This window comes from Campylobacter showae (assembly GCF_900573985.1).
Lineage (GTDB): Bacteria > Campylobacterota > Campylobacteria > Campylobacterales > Campylobacteraceae > Campylobacter_A > Campylobacter_A showae_E.
Genome location: NZ_UWOK01000002.1, coordinates 269,022 through 289,424, shown reverse-complemented (window position 1 = coordinate 289,424; position 20,403 = coordinate 269,022). Strand labels below are relative to the sequence as shown.

Here is a 20,403-nt window from a genome sequence, read left to right as displayed (position 1 = left end):
AAATCTAATGAGAAACGATAAACCCAATCTGCTTAAAGAAGTTATCGCTCCCGTAGCAAAAAGCGTCAAGGCTGCGACTTTTTTGGGAGCGGCTTCGGCTTTGTTTTACGCTTCGGCTTTGACGGCATTTGCTTTTTCGCTTTCAAATTTACAAAATAGCAAGATAAATTTTACGCTTTTAGGCGCGGCGCTCGCGCTTATTTTGTGCGAATTTTTCGCGCGCAAGGCCGCTTTTGGTATCTCGCATAAAGCCGCGTTTGATTTGGAGCGAATCTTACACCTAAATTTGTCTCGCCATTTAGCCGCCGTGCCTTACGGTGAAGCGCTAAATTTGGGTGCGGGCAAGATAAAAAAGATAATGTTTGACGACGTAAAAAATTTGCACGCTTTTACGGCCGATATGACGCCGATGATCGGCAGGAGCGCCGCTTCTGCGCTTGCTTGCACGGTTTGCGTTTTGATCCTTGAGCCCAGACTTTTGCCCGTAGTTTTGATTATGCCGATTTTAGGTATCGCCGCGATGAGGCTAGCTTTAAGAGGCGGAGCAGAAAATTTAAAAAAATACGAAAACGCCCAAAGCGCTGTGAGTTCAAGCATTATAGAATTTATCCAAGCGATGCCGATACTACGTACTTTTGACGGAGGTAGCGGGAGTTTTGGCAGATTTGATAACGCGCTAAAAGAATTTGACGCAAATTTACGCTCGTGGATAAGGGACTCTTCGGCGCCGACGCGTATAGGAATTACGCTTTTATCGCCCGTACCTACGCTATTTGCTTTAAGCGCCGTAGGGTCGTATTTGGTTTTAGACGGCTCGCTTGATATCGGCCGTTTAGCGGGCGTGCTGATGCTTGGTTGCGCCGTAGTAGATTCTTTACTGCCTTTGATGCTGGTTAGTAAATTCGCTCAGATTTCCAAGCTCGCTGCAAGCGAAATTTTAGAGATCATGAGTATTGCCGCACTTCCGGTTTGCGCTTCGCCCGGAGTTCCCGTTTCAAACGATATCGAGTTTAGAAACGTAAATTTTAAGTATAAAGGTAAAGATGAATTTACTCTAAAAAATGTAAATTTTAAAGCAAATGCAGGCAGCGTGACGGCATTAGTAGGCGCAAGCGGAGCGGGCAAAAGCACGGTCGCTATGCTGTCGGCTCGTTTTTACGACGTTAGCGAGGGGGAAATTTTGATCGGTGGGGTAAATATAAAAGAGATCGCGCCGTCAAATTTGGCAAATTTGGTATCTTTCGTTTTTCAAGATACGTTTTTGTTTAACGAAAGCATCTACGAAAATATCGCAAAAGCAAAGCCCGGCGCGCTCAAAGACGAAGTTATCGCAGCGGCAAAAGCGGCTAATATTCACGAATTTATACAAAGTTTGCCGCAAGGATACGATACGCCGGCCGGCGAAAAAGGAGCGAAATTAAGCGGTGGGCAAAAACAGCGCATCACGATAGCGCGAGCTATTTTAAAAGACGCGCCCATAATAATCCTCGACGAAGCGACGGCGTTTATCGATCCTCAGAGCGAGGAGCAGATCATAAAAGCCGTTTCGAATTTGATAAAAAACAAAACCCTCATAGTCGTCGCCCACCGCTTGTCTACCATAAAAAATGCCGATCAAATTTTAGTTTTTGACGGCGGCGAAATAGTCCAAAGCGGTACGCACGACGAACTTATAAAAGGCGGAGCGTATAAAAAGTTATGGGACGACGACGAAAGCGCGCAAATTTGGCGATACGGAGGAAATAATGAAGCCTAAAAGTATCTTTGAGCTTTTTAAAACGTTTTTGCAAATCGCCGCAAATAGCAAAAAAGAGTATCTAAAAAGCTTTATTAGCGGCGCTATGGCGCTATTTTTACAGGGATTTTTCTACGTCTGGTTTTATTTTTTATTTTTAAATTTGCTTGAAGACGACGCCGAAAATTCGCTCGTTTGCTTGGCGGTTTTGGGTGCGTTTGGCGTAGTTTTTTGCGTATTAAAATTTATGAGCACGCATTACGATAGGAGCGAGCCTTTTATCGACGCGCTTTACGATTTGCGCTCAAATTTAGCCCGCAAGCTCACGGCGGTACCGCTTCAAAGCGTATACAGGTATAAAACCGGCGAGCTAAATGCCGTATTTTCAAGCGGAGTGGACGATGCGGTAAAGCTCATAAACGTCTTGCCGCTTATATTTTTAGAGCCTATTATCATCGGAGCGATTGCACTTTGCGCGAGCTTGTTTTTTTCTCCGCAGCTTGCTTTGCTTATGTTTTTGGGCGCTATTTGCGCGGCGTTTCTTTACAAACTAAAAAGAAAAATCTCGGCCATACAGAGCAAAGAGCTAGCCGCGGCTAACGCTCGCTTAGAGTCCCAAATACTAGAATACGCCCAAGGCTTAGGAGTTTTGCGCGCTATTAATCAAACTGGAGATAACGCGTTAAATTTAAAAAACGCTACCGACGAAGTTAGAAATTTACAGCTCAAATGCTCTGCCGATATTCCCGGGCTTGTTCTAGGCTCGCTTACGGCGATTTTGATTTGTTTGAGTCTGTTTTTAGGCGTTTATTTGTATTTGCTAGAAGAAATTTCGCTCGCCGTTCTTGCCGCTTCGTTAGTTATCCTCTCGCGCCTAGCCGAGCCTTTTAGCGTTTTTCTTTCGGCTGCGTGGGTTTTTGACCTGATAGATAACAGCTTTGCGAAAGTAAAAGAAATTTTGCGGTTAGAGGAGCTTAAATTTGACGAGCCTTTGAGTAAACCTGGCGCCTTTGACGTAAAATTTGAAAACGTAAATTTTGCTTACGAGAATACAGACAAACCCGCGCTAAAAAATATAAATTTTCATTTGCCCTCCGGCAGTCTTACGGCTTTAGTCGGAGCTAGCGGTAGCGGCAAGACGACTATAACTAGGCTCATCATGCGCTACGCCGATGCAAATGCGGGCGATATAAAAATAGGCGACGTAAATATAAAAAATATGAGTCAAAAAGAGCTATTAAAACTCATAAGCGTCGTATTTCAAGACGTTTATATCTTTGAAGATAGCGTGATAAACAATATAAAAATGAGCGCAAACGCGAGCCTCGATGAGGTGCGCGCGGCGGCAAAAGCGGCTAACTGCGAGGAGTTCATAGAGCGTTTACCGCACGGCTACGATACTGTCTTAAAAAGCGGACGGCTTAGCGGCGGCGAAGCTCAGCGTATATCGATCGCTAGAGCGATACTAAAAGACGCGCCGATCATAATCCTAGACGAGCCTACGGCGGCTCTGGATACGTCCAGCGAGGCTGCGGTGCAAAAAGCTATCTCTAAGCTCGTAAAAAATAAAACCGTTATAGTCGCGGCACATAGACTCTCTACTATCGCTAGCGCGGATCAAATTTTAGTTTTTGACGGCGCGGAAATAATCCAGCGCGGAACCCACGAGCAGCTGATCGCCGCAGACGGAAAATACCGTCAAATGTGGCAAGCTAGCCAAAACGTCAAATCTTGGCGTATAAATCCATAAATTTAGGAGAAACGATGAAAGAATACAAATTCGCAAACGGCGAAATTTTAAGCTATGAGGACTCGGGCAAAAATTTTAGCCAGGTTTTGGTTTATCACCACGGTATGCTCGCGCAGATGCCAAAGGCCGTAGCTAAATTTTGCGAGGAAAATCAAATAAGGCTCATTTTAGTATATCGCGGCGGACATTTTAAAAGTTCGCTTTTTAAAAACGACGATACGTTATTAAAATTCGGGCTTAGAATGAAGGAATTTTTAAGCGGCATAGGAGTAGCTAAATTTAGCGTTCTTGGCGAATCTACGGGCGCTATTTATGCGCTTGCTACGGCAGCTGCTTGCGAAAGGGCGGCAAAAAATTTGTTTTTATTAAGCCCTTTTATCGCTTTAAAAGAGCTTTTGCCGCTTTTTGCTAATGGTGCTCAGTTGGAGCAAATTTACGGATTTTTACGAAACGCTAGTATCGACGAAGCCGTGATGGCTACTAAAAATATGTATGCAAACGCGAGTCCTACGATGCTACGCCTTGTGGAGCCGCAGATGGAGGGCATCGGGTTTGACTCGTGGATGCAGGCGCGTCCGCTGGGATTTGAGATCGATAAAATCGAGCAAAATACTATCGTTTGGCAGTCAAAGGAAGACAAAGAAGCGTCGTTTGAAGCGGCCTTGCAAATTTCAAAAATGCTACCGCGCTGTGAGCTAATCGGCTCTGACGATACGTGCGGCGGGCAAAAGGCGATTTTGGGGTTTTTGGAGATTATTAAAGAAAAGATTTAATAATAATTGTCGAATGAAATAGAAGCATTTGCGAAGCGGTACTTTACCGCCATTTTATCTATAACGTATGATAAGCTTTTTAAAAAACTTAGACGTTTTACCATTTTGATTGATAAGGCTTCGTCTAAGTTTTTATATTTTTCTTTTTGCTCGGTCAAAGAAAAATATAGGCCGCCAGATAAGACCTTACGGCAAACTCGTTTGAGTTTACTAAATAAATATTAACATATCGTCCTATGTAGAGGTTATTTTTATTAGATTAAAGCAAATTAGAGTTTGTAGAAAAATTTACTTTTATCTTTTGTTCGGTATTTGGCATAAATTTAGATATTAAAAAAAGAATTACCTCTAAAATCTTTTAACCAATATCTATCTGTGGGTTTAAATTATTCGCTTACATGATTTACGATATCTTTTAGCACTAGCGGTATTACGTCGCCGTGTCCTTGCCCTTCGTAGATTTTAAATTCGTATTTGACGCCCGACTTTTTTAGAATTTCAGCTAAATCGGCCGCCTTTAGTATATTTTCTTTGTCCGTTTTGCCCGCTCTTTTTTCTAATTCTCCTACGCTAAGTCTTATAAAACTCGCCTTTAATTTAAGTTTTAGTTTGCCGTCGCCATCTAAGGCGTCTTTTAGAATTTTAGAATCTCCCCACCAAAGAGACGGAGAGGCTATAAAAAACTCATCAAATATACCGTCGTTTTGTAGAAGCGAATAAACTAAAAATAGTCCGCCAAAGGAGTGGCCGTAAAATATTTTCTCGCTATTTTTTATATCGTATTCTTTGTCTGCAAACGGCATTAACCGCTCTTTTATAAATTTATAAAATTTGTCCGCATTGCCGCCTTGCTCGTATTCACCGCCTTGGGCTAACGGCGTTAAGTCCTTTGTTCGCCTTGCGGTATCGTAAGCTAGCGGCGTATCGTATCCGACGCCTATGATAAGCGGTACATTGTCGTTTGAAGTAAAATCTTTAAATAAATTAAGCAACACGGAAAATTGCGCATTTGCATCGAGCATAAAAATCGCTTTTGGATAAACGTTGCGGTTTTTCGGCACGGCTTGAAAAATTTTATATATTTCTCCGTCTGCACTTTCTAGTATGGAGTATTTGACATCAAAAAGCCGATAAACGCTTTCATCTATCGGCTCTATGTACTGAGTAGGCTTTGCGCTGGCTACACCAATCATAATCAAAGCTCCCAAAAATAATTTAATAACCCTTACCACTTCGCGCTTACCTTAAACCAAAATCTCCTGCCCTCTTCAGGATACCAGTAGTAGTTGCCGTCATCAGCCATTCCCTCGTCGTAGCGGATATTATCAAAGATATTGTAGGCGGTCAAATTTAAGCTTAAATTTTTATTTACCTCCCAGCTGGCACCCAAATCGACGGTAAAAAGCTTTTTGTCGTTTTCGCTTACTTTATTGCCGGGACCGAATTTGACGCTAGTTAGCTCACTCTCGTAGTTTGCCCCGGCAAAGGTGCTCACGCTTGCGATAGGCTTATACGTTAGCGTCAAATTTGCCGCGTGCTCGGGCGTTGCAGTCAGAGATTTGCCGTCTAGTCGGCCAAGATTGGTCTGGCTAAATTTGACCGGACCGTTTGGGGTATTGATCGTCGGGTCGCCGGTTTTGATTTTGGAGTTGTTGTATGTGTAGTTGCCACGCAAATTTAGATTTTTTAGTATGTCGTAGTCTGCGCTAAGCTCGATGCCCCAGACGTCTGCACCGTCGATGTTAAAGTAAGTTCCCCAGCCCGGGCAGTTTACGTGCGGAGCCGTAGCGCACGAGCCAAATGCCGGAATACGGTTTATGCTACTACCGTCGGTATCTAGGATTTTATCTTTAAACTCGTTTCTAAATAGAGTAACCGAACCTCTAAAATCGTCGCCGCTATCGTAGTAAGCGCCGATTTCATAAGTTAGGCTCTTTTCGGGTTTTAGGTCTGCGTTACCAAAGTCTACGATCCTCCAGCCGCCTTGTATGGTGCCGACTTCCGGCGAGATATGATTGACGTTCGGCGTTTTATATCCTGTCGCTACGCCGCCTTTTAGCGTCCAGTTGTCGGTTAGATTATAAACTAGATACGCACGCGGCGAGAGATGATCGTCGAAAAATTCGTTATGAGTGAAGCGGCCGCCCAGCGTCAAATAAAGCTTGTCGTCTAAAATCTCCCACTCGTCTTCTAAAAATGCCGCATGCTCTTTCATAGAGTAGGCTTTCGGGTTTCGCAGCACGCTTCTACTTGAATTTGATACGATAAATGTGGTTTTAACCGTCTGCTTACTGAAATCATAGCCGAAAGTTAGCGTATGCGAATCTAGGAAGGTGCTAAATTTGGAGTTAAAGTTGTGGTTCTTGACATCAGCCGGCGTTAGGCTATCAAAGAGGCTCGTTCGCTTCGTCTGATCGTAAATGTAGCTCACGTCGGCATTTAAATTTTCAAAATTTCCCAGGTATCCTACTCCGTAGCTATCTTTTTTGTAGTCGTAGCTATTTAGCAGCCTGTTTGTCCTTACGGTTGCCGTCTTGCCGACGGTCCTAGAGTATTCGTGGCGTTCTTGGGAGGCTAGGAGATAAAATTTATTGTATTCATCCGGCGTGATCCATAGTTTGGCGCTAAAGTTTTTCTTATCGCTTTCTTGATAGCCGCCCGGATAGCTATCCTCGTCGCGTAATTTTTTGTAGCCCCAAAGCTGAAGGCCGAGGTATTTGTTAAGAAGCGGGAAGTTAAGATAAAAGTCCGCTTGGCGCTGCGAGCCGATGCCGCTATGAGCCTGCGCGGTACCGGATATACTCACGGAGCCGCTAAATTTATCGAAGTTTTTCTTCGTGATGATATTTATGACTCCGCCCACCGCATCGCTACCGTAAAGCGAGCTCATCGGTCCTCTGATGATTTCGATGCGTTCTATCGCCTCAACCGGCGGGATAAAATTTGAGTTCATATCGCCAGCACCGCCTTTTGGATTGGCCGCGCTTGAATTTACTCTCTTGCCGTCTATGAGAACTAGCGTTTGCGAACCTTCCATGCCTCGGATCGAAATACCGCTGGCGGGTCCGTCCTCGCCGCCTATAACGCTAACTCCCGGGGCTTTTGAGGCGATAGAGTGAAGCGAGGTGAAGCTATCTTTTGCCAGGTCGTCATTTTTAACGATTGATATGCTAGCGGGTGCGTTTTTAATACTTTGTAAAAAACCGCTGGCAGTGACTACGACCTCTTCTAAATTTATATTATCTACGGCTTGTAAATTTATTGCGCACACTAGCGAAACGATAGGCGCAAAAGCTTTATTCTTTGAAACAATCATATAAAATCCTTTGGAATACTTAATATTAATTTAAGTTATCAATCTTTCTTCGCGAATAATAACTAATATGGAATAAATTTAATATTAATTATCGTATACAGATAGAATTTGCCGCCAAAGACTAAATGGCTAATTTAATAAGATGGGTTTGAGGCAATTTTTAAAGCTTATAAAAGGGTGTTAAATTTGAAATTTTATCTATCCCGCAGTCAAAGCCAAGTCATTGACACTAAGTTTTTGGCTTTTGGAGCGCGATGGATGAAGCGGTTTTATAACAGATAAAAACGATAGGATAACCTATCGTTTTTTACGTTTTAATTAAAAATTGTAGTGGAAATTCACCATAAACGACCTCTCGTCGCCTAGCCTCGAGCTTGAGCGCCAGTACTTTTTATCAAAGAGATTGTTTATTGCTAGCGTCATTTGCGCATGCTCGGTGAAGCTATATCCCGCACTCACGTCCACTCTGGCAAAACCCGGCAAGTGTTGTTCTTGTATTCTACCGCCGCTAGTAGAGTAGGAGTAGCGCTTGGAGTAGCCGGTAACGCCGCTTTCTGCGTACCATTTGTCGGCGTTTACGTAGCGTAAAAAGACATTGCCCTGCCAGCGCGTGGTTTCATTTAGGTTAAGCCCTTCGTTTAGCGGGTTTGAGTTGTCTTTAGTAACCTTAGCGTTCGTGTAGCCAAGCGAGCTGCGCAGGTATAAATTCTCGTAAATTTGCCCTAGCACGTTTAGCTCGATACCGCGGCTACGCTCCTTACCGCGAACTGCCCAAGTATATGGATCGTTTGTAGGGTCCGGTTGATAGCGGATATTTTTATGTTCGATCTGAAACACGGCGATGTTTGAGCTAAATTTATTATCCGCCCAAGTGCTTTTTAGTCCGATTTCGTATTGGACGTTGTTTTGCGGTTTTAGATCAAGCTTTGACGTATCTTCGGTGCTGATGCCGATGTTGCCTCTACCGCCGTAGGGCGCAAAGCTCTGCGAATACGAGACGTAAGCGGTGTGATCGGTCGCAAAGTCCCATAAAAAGCCGATTCTAGGGCTAAACGAGTCGCCCGTGTAGCTGTTTGTTTGGCCTCTTATGTTTCTGGTTTTAAATTTGTAAAAATCAAACCTACCGCCGAGCATTAATCTATACGTGTCGTCAAGGCTGATTAGATCCTCGAAAAACACGCCGTGATTGATCGCGCGGTGTTTGTTATCGGTCGTAAACGGGACGTTTCTATTTGACGCCCAACTGCCCCTAGATGCGTACGGGTCGATATCTTGCGTATGAGTTCTGCTATACCAGAGCCTTGGATGGCGAGTTTCGATGCTGTTATCGTAGCCGACTGCGATATTGTGCTTAAATCTCTCGAAATTTAGCTCCTTGGTGAGCGTAAAGGCGTTTGAGATAGTTTCGTTATCCGTCTCTTGCTTTGCGTAGTTTTGCCTTAGTCTGTTGCCGCTAACGATACTGCCCGCAAAAAAGTGATCGAAATTTTGGCTAGCCTTTCTGTATCCGAAAACCCATTTTAAATTTAGCTCTTTAGCTAGCTCGGCATTTAACTCCGTGCGCAAAAAGTGCAGTCTATCCTCCACGAAGTCGCCCTCGTGAGAAAAACCCTTTTTGTAGTCGATACCTAGTTTATCGTAGACGGCCTTGGTCGGAGTTCTATCGGGTACTCGCCAGGCGTTGTCGTACGTATACTGCGCCTCAAAGCTTACGTCGCCGCCTTGGTTTGTTACGATGACGCTAGGGCTTATCATAAAATTTTTATATTTTATGCCTTCTCGCCACGATTTACCGCGCTCGCCGTCGGTAGTTAGGCGTACGGCTAGTTGATTATTTACTGCGTGGTTTACGTCTGCGCCAAGCCCCCATCTACTCCAGCTGCCGTATCTACCCGAGACCTTATAAACAGGGGTAAAATTTGCCTTTTTGCTTACTAAATTTACGACCGCGCCGCCGTCGCTCCTGCCGTATAGGATAGAAGCTGGTCCTTTTAAAATCTCGACTCGCTCGACGTTTGCGGTGCTACGCCTGATCTGGCCCGAGTCTCTCACGCCGTCTCTATATATATCCCCGCCGTCTACGCTAAAGCCTCTTATTTTTATACTCTCGCCGCGCATATCGTAGCCTGCGTCTATGCCCGCGTTTCCTTCTAGGATGCTTGAAAGATCGTTCGTGCCGTAGTTGCGATTTTTTTGGATATCGATGGTTTCGATGGTTTGAGGCGTTTGCTTGTTGCTAAGTCCGTTTCTGTTTACTTCCGCGCTATCGTATGCGACGTAGCCTTTTAGATTATCTTGCTCGGAAATGCCTTCGACTTCGACGCTTGGAAGCATCACCGAGTAGCCATCCGTCTTTGTGTCTGCGACGGCAAAAGTAGCTAAAATAGCGACTGAAGCAAAAATACTAAGTCTCATTATTTTCCCTTGATTTTAAAATAAAAACAAGAGTATATATCAATAATGCTTAAATAATTATTTATAAATCATTTTATCATATACTAGCCATTGCGTATAGCGTGTTTTTATCGCTTGAGCAGAGGTTAATTTTTAAAATCTGAAAAGTAATGCATTTTAAATTTGTGATCTTAAAACCTAACGAAACTATTTTTATTTTTTAATGCTCGTGATATTTGCGGGAGAACAATAATTTTTTGAGATTTTATATAAAAACATGTTAAAATTACAAACGGCTTAAATTTTTGCTACATAAATTTTAAATTTGCTACAAACTTTAAGCTATATTTCATGAAAGGAAAATGCGATATAAAATCGTAGAAAACCCGTATTTTAGGGTTTAGCCCTGCTATTCTTTTATTTAAGGTTTTAATATATTCTGCTTTTATAAAACAAATTTTTAAAAATAGTAAAAGCAAAACTTGTATACTAGGTTGGTCTCGCCTTGATCTAAAGAAACTAAAAATTCGGCATATTTCTTTTAAATATAGATAGAATTTTTATAGTTTGATTTTTCTCGTCGATTCTAAACGGTATTACGTAGCCTTTAAAGATTAAATCTCGGACGCTCTCGTCGTGTAGTATTAAATTCTTGCGAAAACTGTACGGCATATAGCCAACCTTTTGTATTTCCGCCATCAGGTCGTTATAAAATCCTAAAGCCCTCTCTACGCTATCAAGAGCTATAAAATTAATGATGTTATCGACATCTTTACTAAATTTAGGCGCGTATTTGATTTTCATTAGCGCCTAGTTTTATAAAGAGTTCTTTTGTTCTTTGTTTAAATTCGCTCTCGCTTAAATATTCTATCTCGCCTCGGTCGTCTTTGGCTACAAGCTCTCTTAGCGTATCGGCATCGGCCTTGCTAATATATTCTTTATCGTAGTCTACATACTCGACCCTAACTTGCGGACTTAGCTTTCTTATCTCTCGTATCGCGTTTTGTAAGATTTGAGCTATTTGAGGCGTTTCTTCAGTAATGATTGTAGTTCCTATCATTTTTACTCCTTGCCGAGTTTTACTCATTGTAGCATATTTATTTTAATTAGGCGTTAAAATCTCAAGCTAGCTCACGGATTGCTGTATAACTATTTGCGGTATATCAAGGCTTTAGGCAATCCGTTCTTATGATGCTTGGCCAAGTTTTTGAGCAAGACGCGAAAGTATACTTCACGCCTCCACGACTCTAATCTTCGGCTCTTTCAAATTCTTATCACAACCAGGATTATAAATCGTAGTATGCTTTAGCCTACATATATTTTTTATAGGATTATGAATATGCCCGCAAAGAAGGGTTTTTGGAGTTATGACTTGTTTGCCGATAGCGTTATAAAGCTTTTCGCTACCGTAATCATCGCCGCTGTATCCAACGGAAGCTTTCGTGTAAGCAGGCGGAACATGCGAAAGTAAAACGTCGCACTGGGCAAATTTCGCGTAATCGGGCTTGAGATAAGGAGCGCAGCCGAATTTTACTCCGTTTATTTCTTTTACGGCGTTATCGGCATAAATATTTGGGATATCGTTTAACCATTCTTGCTCGTAGGCCAGCCCTACGTCGTGATTGCCGCTACAAACAAATACAGGTTTATTAAAACTTGCAAGCCATTCACTAACGTAAGCGATCTGAGGAGCTATTCCAGTCTGGTCAAAGGCGTCGATAAAATCTCCTGTTATGCAAACGATGTCAAAATTTGATTCAAGATTCTTGATAAATTTGAACCACGATTTATTGTAATGTAAATCTGTTGCATGGAGGATTTTCATTTGAAAGCCTTGCCGATTTTTATAAAAATCTTAATATTATATAGATTCATAACCATTTTCCTAAATATATCCAACTAAAACCATAAAACGCCATATCAAATTTTGCCGACGCGTCGGTAGCTCTTTTATGTATTTTTAGCGATTAACGCGTCCTTGCCAAGCTAAGCTCTTTTTGCCTTTTAAGCTCTACTAGTTTTTGTCGTTCGGGTTTTTTTAGTTCTCGCTCAATTTCAGATCCACAAGCGCTAGAAGCTCTTTTAGTTTCGCTCTCCAAGCACTCTCTAAATGCTGCGCCATATCGCTCGTTAGCTTGTCGTATATTGTGTTTAATTCTATTTTCATATCCTCCAAACTCTCTTTCAATATCGTCTTTATGGTCGTTAATTCGTTTTCTAACAATTCGTAGTTTGTTTGCAAGCTCTCGTATTTGCTTAATAATTCCCGGTATTCCGTCGCCGAGTAGTCGCTTTCTCCACTCGTTAAGAGCTGATTTAATTTGCTCTTGATAGCTTCTATTTGCGTCTGTTCGCTCTCTAAGCTTTCTAATTTGTTCTCGCTTAGGTTTAATTCGCTCTTGTGCGCCGATAAGATATTCTCTAACTCTTGCGTGAATTTGTTCGCTAAGTCCTCGTAGTAAAGCGCTGCTTTTGTTTTCTGCAATTTTTCATATTTCTGCGCTAACTCGTCGTTCTCGCTCTGCTTGCTCTTTATCTCGTTCTGCAATCTCAGAATTTCTTCTTGTAATCTCTCTACTTCGTCTAATAATATAGTCTGCAGTTTCGTCATCTATAATCCCCCGTTGTAAATTTGATAAAGTTTCGTCCCGTCCGTTAAATTGTGCGTTGATTTGAGTAAAATCATGTAGCGAGACTCTCGGTTCGTTTTGCTGTCCGTTTCCTTGTATTTTAAATTCTCTGGGATCTGCCATTTTTGCAACTCTTGATTGCTCGCTAGTAGCTTCGAGTTTTGCGTTTGGTAGTCCGTTATGCGTTTGTCGTAGATCAAAAAGTTGATTAAATATCCTACTATTAACCCGATAACCAAGATTATTGCCGTCATACCACTCAATAATCTTTGTATTATAGCAGGCTTCATCTCGTTTAATATCGTTTCTTTGGTCTGCTTCATTTCAGAGACGATCTCCAAGAGTTGCTTCTTTGTATCGTTTTTTATTTCGCTGATCTCTTCTTCGTATATTTTCGCTAATTCGCTCTCTATTGTATCGACACTCTTCTTGTGTATCTCGATCAATGTATTTTCTAATTCTTTTTGACTCGCTTTCGCCGAGTTCGCTAAGTTTATCAATGTCTGTGAACCGTCCGTCATAAATTCCTCCTCTCATTCTATTGGGTCTTTTTTGATTGGGTAATACTATGCTTATTCCGCTTTGGTTTTGCCTAGTGACCTTGTAGCCGCTAGCCTCTAAAAGTTCTATCATATGGGCACGACTTTTGATGGCTCCTTGCGCCACTAGCTCTTTTAGAGTTTTATCTAGCTGTGCGATCGTGTCGTAGTGAGCTAAGTCTTTTTTATCGATACGGATGTTTTGCTGCTTTGTCGGGTCGTTCGGACTGGTAAAGCCGTATTCGTCGTTTATGGTTCGTTTCCAAAGATCGATATTAAATTGATCGCGCTTGGCAAAGTATGGGTTAAAGCTCTTGCCGGTTATTAAATCGATCTTGGGGATTAAGAAGTTAAGTTCGAGTCGTCCGTGCTTATCGCTATGTTCTACCCACAGCACGGCGACACGGTCTTTCATATAATCTCCAAGCAAAGCTCTTTCTAGGTCTTTTATAATATCTTGCTTTATTTCATCGCTGATAGAATTTGCTTGCTCGCTAAACGACAAGACTCCAAAGCAAGTTTTTTGCTTATAGGGCATTTGAGCTATAAGAGCTCTGACCTGAGCTTAGCTACCTTTTAGAACGCGCGCAGTGCCTTGTTCTTGACGCTCGTTTAGTAAATAATTTACGCTGCCTAGCCCACCGCCGTTTTTTGTCGGTAGAAATTTAACTATCATCGCTGCTCTTTGTCTTGTTTGCTTAAGAGATCAAAAATAGCGTTTAAACGCTCCAGCGACTCGTTGATTATAGCAAGCGCTATTCTATCTAGGGGCTTTCCTTGGTTTAAGTTGCGAGATATCTGGTTTAGATTATTGCCCTGCCTTGAAAGCTCTAGAACCAATTCTCTTGTGATCGGAGTCTTTGTAAGAGGGCGGGAAAGCATAGAGCTCATTGCATATTTTGTAAAGGTAATACCGCCTAATTCGCTAATTTTAGCTAAAATTTTATCATGCTCGCCAGGCGTCATCCTGAGAATCTTTGTAATCGTTTTTCCCTCTTTTTTCATTGCTTACCTCTGCTGGGTTTTTAACTTCATTTTTTATTTTTAATAGTAGTATTGATTAAAAATAAAAAATGAAGCGTCATAGGGGTATGGGGAGTGCGATCGCCGTCCTCCGTAAAAGATTTTGGAGATCCGCTAGGTCTCCAAAAATCAAAAACATCTCTATTAAAAATCTTTTTTTGATTTTTTTAATTTTTAGGTCGTGAAATTTTACGAAAACGTTAAAAATTTAGGCGGAGTATTGCGTACTCCTACTATAATGGATATATTTTCAGGCGGTAGCTCGTCGTTTAGTGAGTCGATGTAGTCTTGTGGATTTTTCATAGTTGGCCTCGGTTTATATGTTTTACCACTCTATACTAGAAATTCTTTAGCTTTTGTAAAATCTTCGTGATCGTAGTTATTTCTTAGCATTTTTAAGTTATCGTTATTTATTTTATTTCGTTTTGCTATCTCTTCAAATTTACCTCTTGCCATTAGCATATCTGCGATAATCTCTTTAAACTCGCCGTCATTTATATCAAATTTTGATTTTATCTCGTAAAAAAGCTTGACTGAGGGCAGGCTTTGAAAATCCACAAAATTTAAAGCATGGTTTTGTTTTGAGTAAATTATAGGCGTTGGCGTTATATCAAATGCAGGGGATAAATTCCAACTTTTTGTTTTTTCATCATATAGCACGCCGTGATTTCTTAGGTGATCGTCCGTGTTGCCAAATAAGCCGTTAAAAACCATACGTCGAAAAAGTTCTTTTTTGTTTTTACTATCAAGCACGCTAGCTAGATCGCAGTAACTCTTATCGTTGCTTTCATCGCCATCTCTAACCCCAAGCAAGGTCATAGCCGACTTATAGGGTATTCTTTTACCTGCGTTTCTATCAAACCTCTTTACAAGTAAGGCTGTGCCTTTTGCTGTTTCAAAAAGCTCGCTTTGACATACGTTTATTTTTGCGACACTGGCAACATCTAACATAGTCTTTTCACTACGAGAAATTTGCCTATATTCATCCTTTATGGACGGAAATTTGACTATGTAAAGCTCATTGTCTTTTAATACGCTTGCCTTTGGTCTAGCCCCACCCAAGCTTCCGCTAGGTGCGAGCAGATTTTTAATATCACTCTCAAGGCTTTCACCACGTTCAATTCTTTGTGATGATATGCAAAGCTCGCTAGTGTGAGTTAGCTTTGGTATATCATTTATATCAGATACAAATTCGTTCTCTTTTTCTATTCTAAGTGAGCCTATACGAAAATAATCGCTTACCCCCAGCATATACTCGCTTTTTGTTAGTTCACTATTTGCTTTTCTTTTTTGTATTAATCGTCCCCATCTATCTGGGCTTATATCGCAAAATGCGCCCCATAGATTTTTAGATACAAACCTGGTGCTTTGTAATGGCAAATTTGGATCTATTTCAAAGCCGTTTTTTAGCCACTCCCCATTATATTCAAAATAGTACATTTCGTTTCTACCCACGGCATATACTTCTAAAAATCCGACAAAATCGTCGTTGTTATAAATTTTTAAAATATTATTCATAAAAATGCCTTTAGGTGGTTGTACATTGCTAAATTTATTATGGTAATTGTAGCATATTTAGTTTTTAAAGTTATTTCACTATTTTTTCTGCTCTTTAATATTGACAGATTCTCAAAAAATTGTATAATGTCCAAAAATTAATCTATATTTATAGACAAAGGAAAAAACTATGCATTTTGATCAAAATTTGTTTGGAAAGCCTAGCGGCGAAAAACTATGTTGTTTCAAAAACGAGCTGATAGGCGTTAATTACTTGTCCACCGAAGAGCTTTTTGGCGGTTATGATACGATAAAGGCGATAACTTTTTCATATGAATTAAAATTTATCGACAAGCTACTTGAAAATTTCGCAAATGCAAAGGTGATAATTGGTGGAAATTTCTTAACGCTAAAAGATATAAATATGCAAAAGCTTCTTGTCGCAGCGCTTGCGGATGTAGAGATTGCAGCTAAAGAGGTTGGTAAATTTGAAAAATTATTAGAGATGATGAGGGAGCAAAGACTTGAATTTCGCGTGCCGCTTGCATGTATCGATCACCGCAAAATTTATATACTAAGCAACTCCAAAAATGGCGCTACGCGCGTAATAAGCTCATCTGCAAACATGAGTACAAGAGCTTGGGACGGCAATCAAATGGAGAATTACTCGTATGACGATACGCCGTTTTGCTTTGATGAGTATAGTAAAAGATTTGACACGTTTTATTCATGTTGCAAATCACTTCCGCTTGACGTGATTGCTACAAAGCATACCGATAATCCATTTGAATCAAACGCAATCATAAAAGAGATCAAAGAGAAGAACGAAGTCATAGTTTTAGAACATATGCGTGAGGATATAGAGCCCGATAGCATTAGATACGCGATAGATTATGAAAAAATAAAAGGCAAATATGATGTCTTGGTGGGTGATGTAAATTTAAAAAGTAAGCACGGGCTTTTTGAAATTTCGCCTAAAACTCTTAAAAAATTTGAACTAAATTTAAATAAAGAGAGCTTAAAGGCTAAAAATCTAAATCCGCAGGCAGACTACCCACGTTTGAAATTTGATTACGATAATTTGCGAGCATTTATAGATGGCGAAGAGTTAAATTTAGAGCCGAGCTTGGGTGAAGTTAGGCGAGATATATATGAGCTTTTAGCGCTTCTTGAAAATTTTAATGATTTTGTTGGGGATCAAGAAAAGATAAAACATACGCATTTTAAGCTTTTAAATGCGTTGTTTGCATCGCCTTTTCACGCTAAAATCCGTTGTACTGCCCATCTTAAAAACATAAGTACAACGAGCCTACCGATGTTTTTACTAGCTGTTTCAAGCACTGCAAATTGCGGGAAGACCTTTGTTATCACAGCTATTTTAAAGATGATGAGCGGGAAAAGGCTTGTAAATTTAAACACTAAAAGCTGCAAAAGTACGTTTATAAAAGACATACAAGCAGGATATAGTTCCTTGCCTGTGTTTATAGACGAAATTGACAACGCCTATATTGGGTTTTCAAAAGGCACTATTAAAAACTCGGAAGAATGTGAGACAAATCAATTACAAGATCAACCGATGATACTTTTTGCTTCGAATGATGCACTTGAGCCCGATGAGACGCTTAGAAAGCGTATGATATTTTTAAGATTTGAAGGGGCGTTGCCAAGCGATATCGATCAAAATGCATATAAGGGCAGGGGCAACGCAATCATTAGTCGTCTAAATAACGCACTTTATAGGGAGTATTTGCGCAGAATATTACCTAAAATTTCAGAACTACTAGACACGATGATACAAGGTGGTTTAGAAGATACCTGGTACCCTGATGTGATGTTGATTTCGTCAAAAGTATTGCTTGAAATTTTAGATGACTTTGGATATGCTATACCTAGCTATATGAGGCCGCTTAGTTTTAATGCTGATTATTCGGTTAATGCTGGTTTTATAGCACAAGATTCGCTTAATGAGATCGCCGAATTTTACAAACATAATAAAAGTGCGTTTAAGATAGATAAAAAACAGGTAACGATAGAGTTAGGTACGGATAGCGACAGTAAAAATAAGTGTAAAAATTGGGCAAATACTCTGCCTGCTGAGATGAAAGCTAAAATTCTAAGCACAAAAGATAAAAATCAACTCATCCTAGATAGGGCAGAGCTAGAAAAGCGGCTGGGCATAAAATTTGGAGGCTTTGGCTTTTTTACTTGGAGTTAGTGATGAAAATTTACATCTATGCTAAGCAAAATGATGATATAAGAGGGCTTAAAAGCGTCTTGCGGTATTTAAATGAAACGGGCGAGATAGCGATCATAAGTGAAAGTACGCGCTCTTTTAACGAATACCAACATTTAAAAAAAAGCTTGAAAAGGGGCGATATTCTCGTAGTTTGGGGTATTTTTAGCCTTGCATTATCACAAAGTTTAGTTGCTAGTGAGCTAAAATTTTTCATAGACAATAAAATTTTACTATTTATATACGACCTTACTCCAACTTATAAAGATGGTGCCAACACTGCCGTAAATATGGCAGTGTTGCAAACTTTGTATACACTAGCAAAAAATGAAAAAATTTCTCTATCGGCACTAGATAAAAATTATAGCGTTGGACGGAATAAGCTCACTTTCCCGCAAAACTGGTCTGAGCTTTATGAAAAATGGCAAAACAAAGAGATAACGTCAAAAGAATTTATAAGCGCATCAGGGCTTAAAAAGGCAACGTTTTATAACATGCTTTGCGAATACGAAAACCTACTGCAAGAACAAGTCAAATATCAAAAACTGGCGTAAAAACTAAAAATAATAAATGTATTAAAATTCGGCCAGCAACCCCTTATAAACTATGACCTTTCAGTAAAAAACAAAGCAACGGCATAACAACGCCTATGGTTATAAAACCAAATGCAAAACTAAAAAATAATTTGATGTGGAGCGGAATATGTCTTTCGCTGAGATGCAATAGCGCATAAGCCGATAAAGAGCATATGATCACGCCGCCGGTAGCTTGAGCCATATCCATCGCGTCAGTAAAAAAATATGCAAGCATAAAATAAAGAGTACAAAAAGCTCCGGCTAAAAACAAAACAAAAGCTATTTGTATATCCAGCGGCTGATTTTTAAAAGTAATAAAATAATTTTTAATTAGTCTATATAACAAGTTATTCAGCTCCATATCAATCTTATCAACAATATTTTTATATAATAACATATCTCAAAAAAATATAACATTAAAACTCAAGAATAAATCAAAGTAGGGCTTAGATATAATAACGGTAAAGATACGAAAGAATTCTATCAAATTCTGCTAAAACCGATAAAAGAAAATCTGCTTTAGTTGCGTTTAGCCTAAATTTATTGAACAAGCAACAAAACAAACCGCCCTACACTATTCTTCGCACAAAGGATACCTTACGCTAAATTAAATCCAAATTTTAATTCATTTTAGATAGACTACTACAAAAAGTATGAGTAAGAACATGACCCAAAAAAGAGAATTTATACCCCAAGAGCTTCCGCTGAATTTTAAGCCTACCGAGCAAATTTATAAAGCACTAAATAGAGCCTCAAGAAAACTAGGCGAACTAAACGGCTTTATAAAAACCATACCAAACCATGATATTTTGATAAATTCTCTAGTACTCCAAGAGGCAAAAGATTCAAGCGCGATCGAAAACATTATCACTACGCACGATGAGCTATTTTTAGCGCAAATAGACGAAACCAAAATCGCACAAAGCGTAAAAGAGGTTATGAACTACGAAATCGCCTTAAAAAAAGGCTACTTGCTTATAAAAAAAGATAATCTATTCTTAACTCGTCATATACTAGAGATTCAAAAACGATTGCAGCGCAATAATGCAGGCTTTCGCACCCAAAGCGGAACTATGCTTAAAAATCCCGCCACAGGCGAGATAAAGCATATACCGCCGCAACACATAGATGACATAAATAGATTGATGACAAATTTAGAAAAGTACATGAACGATGACTTGGACGAACTTGATCCACTAATTAGACTAGCCGTTATCCACTATCAGTTTGAAACCATACATCCGTTTTATGACGGAAACGGTAGAACTGGGCGCATCATAAACGTCTTATATCTAACGCACAAAAAGCTGCTTGATTTGCCGATTTTATATCTGAGTGCCTATATCATAAAAAACAAATCCAGATACTACGAGCTTTTGGAAAATGTAAGCAAAAACGGCGAGTGGAGTGCTTGGATAGAGTATATGCTAAACGGCATAGAGCACACCGCAGAGGCATCCGTCACGCTCATAAAAGAGATAGACGATGCCATAAGAGAATTTAGCGAGCTCTTGCAGGAAAAAGAGCGAGGTGTATATAGTAAAGACTTTGTGGAGTTACTTTTTTCATACCCGTATACAAAAATAGAATCGGTGGAGAAAAAACTAAATATCTCTAGACAAACAGCTTCTAAATATCTTAAAATTTGCGAAAAACTAGGAGCATTTAAATGCGTAAAGCTCGGTCGTATAAATTACTTTGTAAATTTAAAGTTGTTTGAAATATTACAACGCGGACTAGTACTATAGCACACAAGTCTTCCATAATATGTTAAGAAAATACTAAATTTTTAACATATCGGCGGCAATGCGTTAAAAATTTGAGGAGGTTTTAATGCATTTTAATAAATTATACCACTCCAAAAAATAAAGATAAATTTTTACCCTGCCTTTATAAAATCATAGCGCGCATTAATCTTAAACATCCATATATTAAATT

General features: G+C 40.0%; 18 protein-coding genes. 6 read left to right on the top strand and 12 right to left on the bottom strand.

Features of this window, described 5'->3' with window-relative positions; all coding sequences use genetic code 11:
- The first annotated feature begins 7 nt into the window (after positions 1-7).
- The 3 genes from EE116_RS12080 to EE116_RS12070 are packed head-to-tail and all read left to right on the top strand — an operon-like array spanning position 8 to position 4,258.
- Complete coding sequence (locus EE116_RS12080) at positions 8-1,756, top strand: ABC transporter ATP-binding protein (protein ID WP_122874493.1); 1,749 nt, start codon at positions 8-10, stop codon at positions 1,754-1,756.
- A complete protein-coding gene (locus EE116_RS12075) occupies positions 1,746-3,485 on the top strand; it encodes an ABC transporter ATP-binding protein (protein WP_122874704.1) in 1,740 nt (579 codons plus the stop codon). The genes EE116_RS12080 and EE116_RS12075 overlap by 11 nt, the downstream gene beginning before the upstream one ends.
- A gap of 14 nt (positions 3,486-3,499) precedes the next feature.
- Positions 3,500-4,258 carry a hypothetical protein gene (locus tag EE116_RS12070; RefSeq protein WP_122874703.1) on the top strand — a complete coding sequence of 253 codons (759 nt, stop codon included), beginning with the start codon at positions 3,500-3,502 and terminating at the stop codon, positions 4,256-4,258.
- A gap of 386 nt (positions 4,259-4,644) precedes the next feature.
- Here EE116_RS12070 and EE116_RS12065 read toward each other — a convergent pair whose 3' ends face one another.
- The 11 genes from EE116_RS12065 to EE116_RS12025 all read right to left on the bottom strand — a co-directional run bounded on the left by EE116_RS12065 (position 4,645) and on the right by EE116_RS12025 (position 15,678).
- A complete protein-coding gene (locus EE116_RS12065; protein ID WP_241091710.1) occupies positions 4,645-5,451 on the bottom strand; it encodes an alpha/beta hydrolase in 807 nt (268 codons plus the stop codon).
- Between the two features lie 32 nt (positions 5,452-5,483).
- Entirely contained in the window at positions 5,484-7,574 is a 2,091-nt protein-coding gene (locus tag EE116_RS12060; RefSeq protein WP_122874701.1) for a TonB-dependent receptor domain-containing protein, read from the bottom strand.
- A gap of 318 nt (positions 7,575-7,892) precedes the next feature.
- Positions 7,893-9,989: a TonB-dependent receptor gene (locus EE116_RS12055; RefSeq protein WP_122874700.1), complete on the bottom strand. Its 2,097-nt coding sequence runs from the start codon at positions 9,987-9,989 to the stop codon at positions 7,893-7,895.
- A gap of 498 nt (positions 9,990-10,487) precedes the next feature.
- Positions 10,488-10,772, bottom strand: coding sequence for a type II toxin-antitoxin system RelE/ParE family toxin (locus EE116_RS12050; RefSeq protein WP_122874699.1), 285 nt, complete (start codon positions 10,770-10,772; stop codon positions 10,488-10,490).
- Positions 10,750-11,028 carry a hypothetical protein gene (locus tag EE116_RS12045; protein WP_122874698.1) on the bottom strand — a complete coding sequence of 93 codons (279 nt, stop codon included), beginning with the start codon at positions 11,026-11,028 and terminating at the stop codon, positions 10,750-10,752. The genes EE116_RS12050 and EE116_RS12045 overlap by 23 nt, the downstream gene beginning before the upstream one ends.
- Before the next feature lie 171 nt (positions 11,029-11,199).
- Entirely contained in the window at positions 11,200-11,793 is a 594-nt protein-coding gene (locus EE116_RS12040) for a metallophosphoesterase family protein (protein WP_122874697.1), read from the bottom strand.
- A gap of 213 nt (positions 11,794-12,006) precedes the next feature.
- A complete protein-coding gene (locus EE116_RS12650) occupies positions 12,007-12,579 on the bottom strand; it encodes a hypothetical protein (protein WP_206159288.1) in 573 nt (190 codons plus the stop codon).
- Positions 12,580-12,939: a hypothetical protein gene (locus EE116_RS12645; RefSeq protein ID WP_206159287.1), complete on the bottom strand. Its 360-nt coding sequence runs from the start codon at positions 12,937-12,939 to the stop codon at positions 12,580-12,582.
- Positions 12,923-13,675 carry a relaxase family protein gene (locus EE116_RS12640; protein WP_206159286.1) on the bottom strand — a complete coding sequence of 251 codons (753 nt, stop codon included), beginning with the start codon at positions 13,673-13,675 and terminating at the stop codon, positions 12,923-12,925. Before EE116_RS12640 ends, EE116_RS12645 begins: the two co-directional genes overlap by 17 nt.
- Positions 13,676-13,809: 134 nt before the next feature.
- The gene (locus tag EE116_RS12030; protein ID WP_122874696.1) at positions 13,810-14,142 is read right to left on the bottom strand and encodes a plasmid mobilization protein; all 333 of its coding nucleotides are present in this window, start codon (positions 14,140-14,142) and stop codon (positions 13,810-13,812) included.
- A gap of 351 nt (positions 14,143-14,493) precedes the next feature.
- Complete coding sequence (locus tag EE116_RS12025) at positions 14,494-15,678, bottom strand: type II toxin-antitoxin system HipA family toxin (RefSeq protein ID WP_122874695.1); 1,185 nt, start codon at positions 15,676-15,678, stop codon at positions 14,494-14,496.
- Between the two features lie 169 nt (positions 15,679-15,847).
- On the opposite strand from EE116_RS12025, the gene EE116_RS12020 reads away from it, so the two are divergent.
- Both EE116_RS12020 and EE116_RS12015 read left to right on the top strand, forming a co-directional pair.
- Positions 15,848-17,872, top strand: coding sequence for a phospholipase D-like domain-containing protein (locus EE116_RS12020; protein WP_122874694.1), 2,025 nt, complete (start codon positions 15,848-15,850; stop codon positions 17,870-17,872).
- Positions 17,873-17,874: 2 nt separating this feature from the next.
- Positions 17,875-18,444 carry a hypothetical protein gene (locus tag EE116_RS12015; RefSeq protein ID WP_122874693.1) on the top strand — a complete coding sequence of 190 codons (570 nt, stop codon included), beginning with the start codon at positions 17,875-17,877 and terminating at the stop codon, positions 18,442-18,444.
- A gap of 43 nt (positions 18,445-18,487) precedes the next feature.
- Here EE116_RS12015 and EE116_RS12010 read toward each other — a convergent pair whose 3' ends face one another.
- Positions 18,488-18,826, bottom strand: coding sequence for a hypothetical protein (locus tag EE116_RS12010; protein WP_122874692.1), 339 nt, complete (start codon positions 18,824-18,826; stop codon positions 18,488-18,490).
- Positions 18,827-19,130: 304 nt separating this feature from the next.
- Here EE116_RS12010 and EE116_RS12005 point away from each other — a divergent pair, with 304 nt between their 5' ends.
- Complete coding sequence (locus tag EE116_RS12005) at positions 19,131-20,213, top strand: Fic family protein (RefSeq protein WP_122874691.1); 1,083 nt, start codon at positions 19,131-19,133, stop codon at positions 20,211-20,213.
- Positions 20,214-20,403 lie beyond the last annotated feature (190 nt).

Excerpts from the sequence above, each read along its gene's own strand:
- EE116_RS12080 (WP_122874493.1), top strand. The coding sequence starts at position 8 with ATGAGAAACGATAAACCCAATCTGCTTAAAGAAGTTATCGCTCCCGTA.
- EE116_RS12075 (WP_122874704.1), top strand. The coding sequence starts at position 1,746 with ATGAAGCCTAAAAGTATCTTTGAGCTTTTTAAAACGTTTTTGCAAATC.
- EE116_RS12070 (WP_122874703.1), top strand. The coding sequence starts at position 3,500 with ATGAAAGAATACAAATTCGCAAACGGCGAAATTTTAAGCTATGAGGAC.
- EE116_RS12065 (WP_241091710.1), bottom strand. The coding sequence starts at position 5,451 with ATGATTGGTGTAGCCAGCGCAAAGCCTACTCAGTACATAGAGCCGATA.
- EE116_RS12060 (WP_122874701.1), bottom strand. The coding sequence starts at position 7,574 with ATGATTGTTTCAAAGAATAAAGCTTTTGCGCCTATCGTTTCGCTAGTG.
- EE116_RS12055 (WP_122874700.1), bottom strand. The coding sequence starts at position 9,989 with ATGAGACTTAGTATTTTTGCTTCAGTCGCTATTTTAGCTACTTTTGCC.
- EE116_RS12050 (WP_122874699.1), bottom strand. The coding sequence starts at position 10,772 with ATGAAAATCAAATACGCGCCTAAATTTAGTAAAGATGTCGATAACATC.
- EE116_RS12045 (WP_122874698.1), bottom strand. The coding sequence starts at position 11,028 with ATGATAGGAACTACAATCATTACTGAAGAAACGCCTCAAATAGCTCAA.
- EE116_RS12040 (WP_122874697.1), bottom strand. The coding sequence starts at position 11,793 with ATGAAAATCCTCCATGCAACAGATTTACATTACAATAAATCGTGGTTC.
- EE116_RS12650 (WP_206159288.1), bottom strand. The coding sequence starts at position 12,579 with ATGACGAAACTGCAGACTATATTATTAGACGAAGTAGAGAGATTACAA.
- EE116_RS12640 (WP_206159286.1), bottom strand. The coding sequence starts at position 13,675 with ATGCCCTATAAGCAAAAAACTTGCTTTGGAGTCTTGTCGTTTAGCGAG.
- EE116_RS12030 (WP_122874696.1), bottom strand. The coding sequence starts at position 14,142 with ATGAAAAAAGAGGGAAAAACGATTACAAAGATTCTCAGGATGACGCCT.
- EE116_RS12025 (WP_122874695.1), bottom strand. The coding sequence starts at position 15,678 with ATGAATAATATTTTAAAAATTTATAACAACGACGATTTTGTCGGATTT.
- EE116_RS12020 (WP_122874694.1), top strand. The coding sequence starts at position 15,848 with ATGCATTTTGATCAAAATTTGTTTGGAAAGCCTAGCGGCGAAAAACTA.
- EE116_RS12015 (WP_122874693.1), top strand. The coding sequence starts at position 17,875 with ATGAAAATTTACATCTATGCTAAGCAAAATGATGATATAAGAGGGCTT.
- EE116_RS12010 (WP_122874692.1), bottom strand. The coding sequence starts at position 18,826 with ATGGAGCTGAATAACTTGTTATATAGACTAATTAAAAATTATTTTATT.
- EE116_RS12005 (WP_122874691.1), top strand. The coding sequence starts at position 19,131 with ATGACCCAAAAAAGAGAATTTATACCCCAAGAGCTTCCGCTGAATTTT.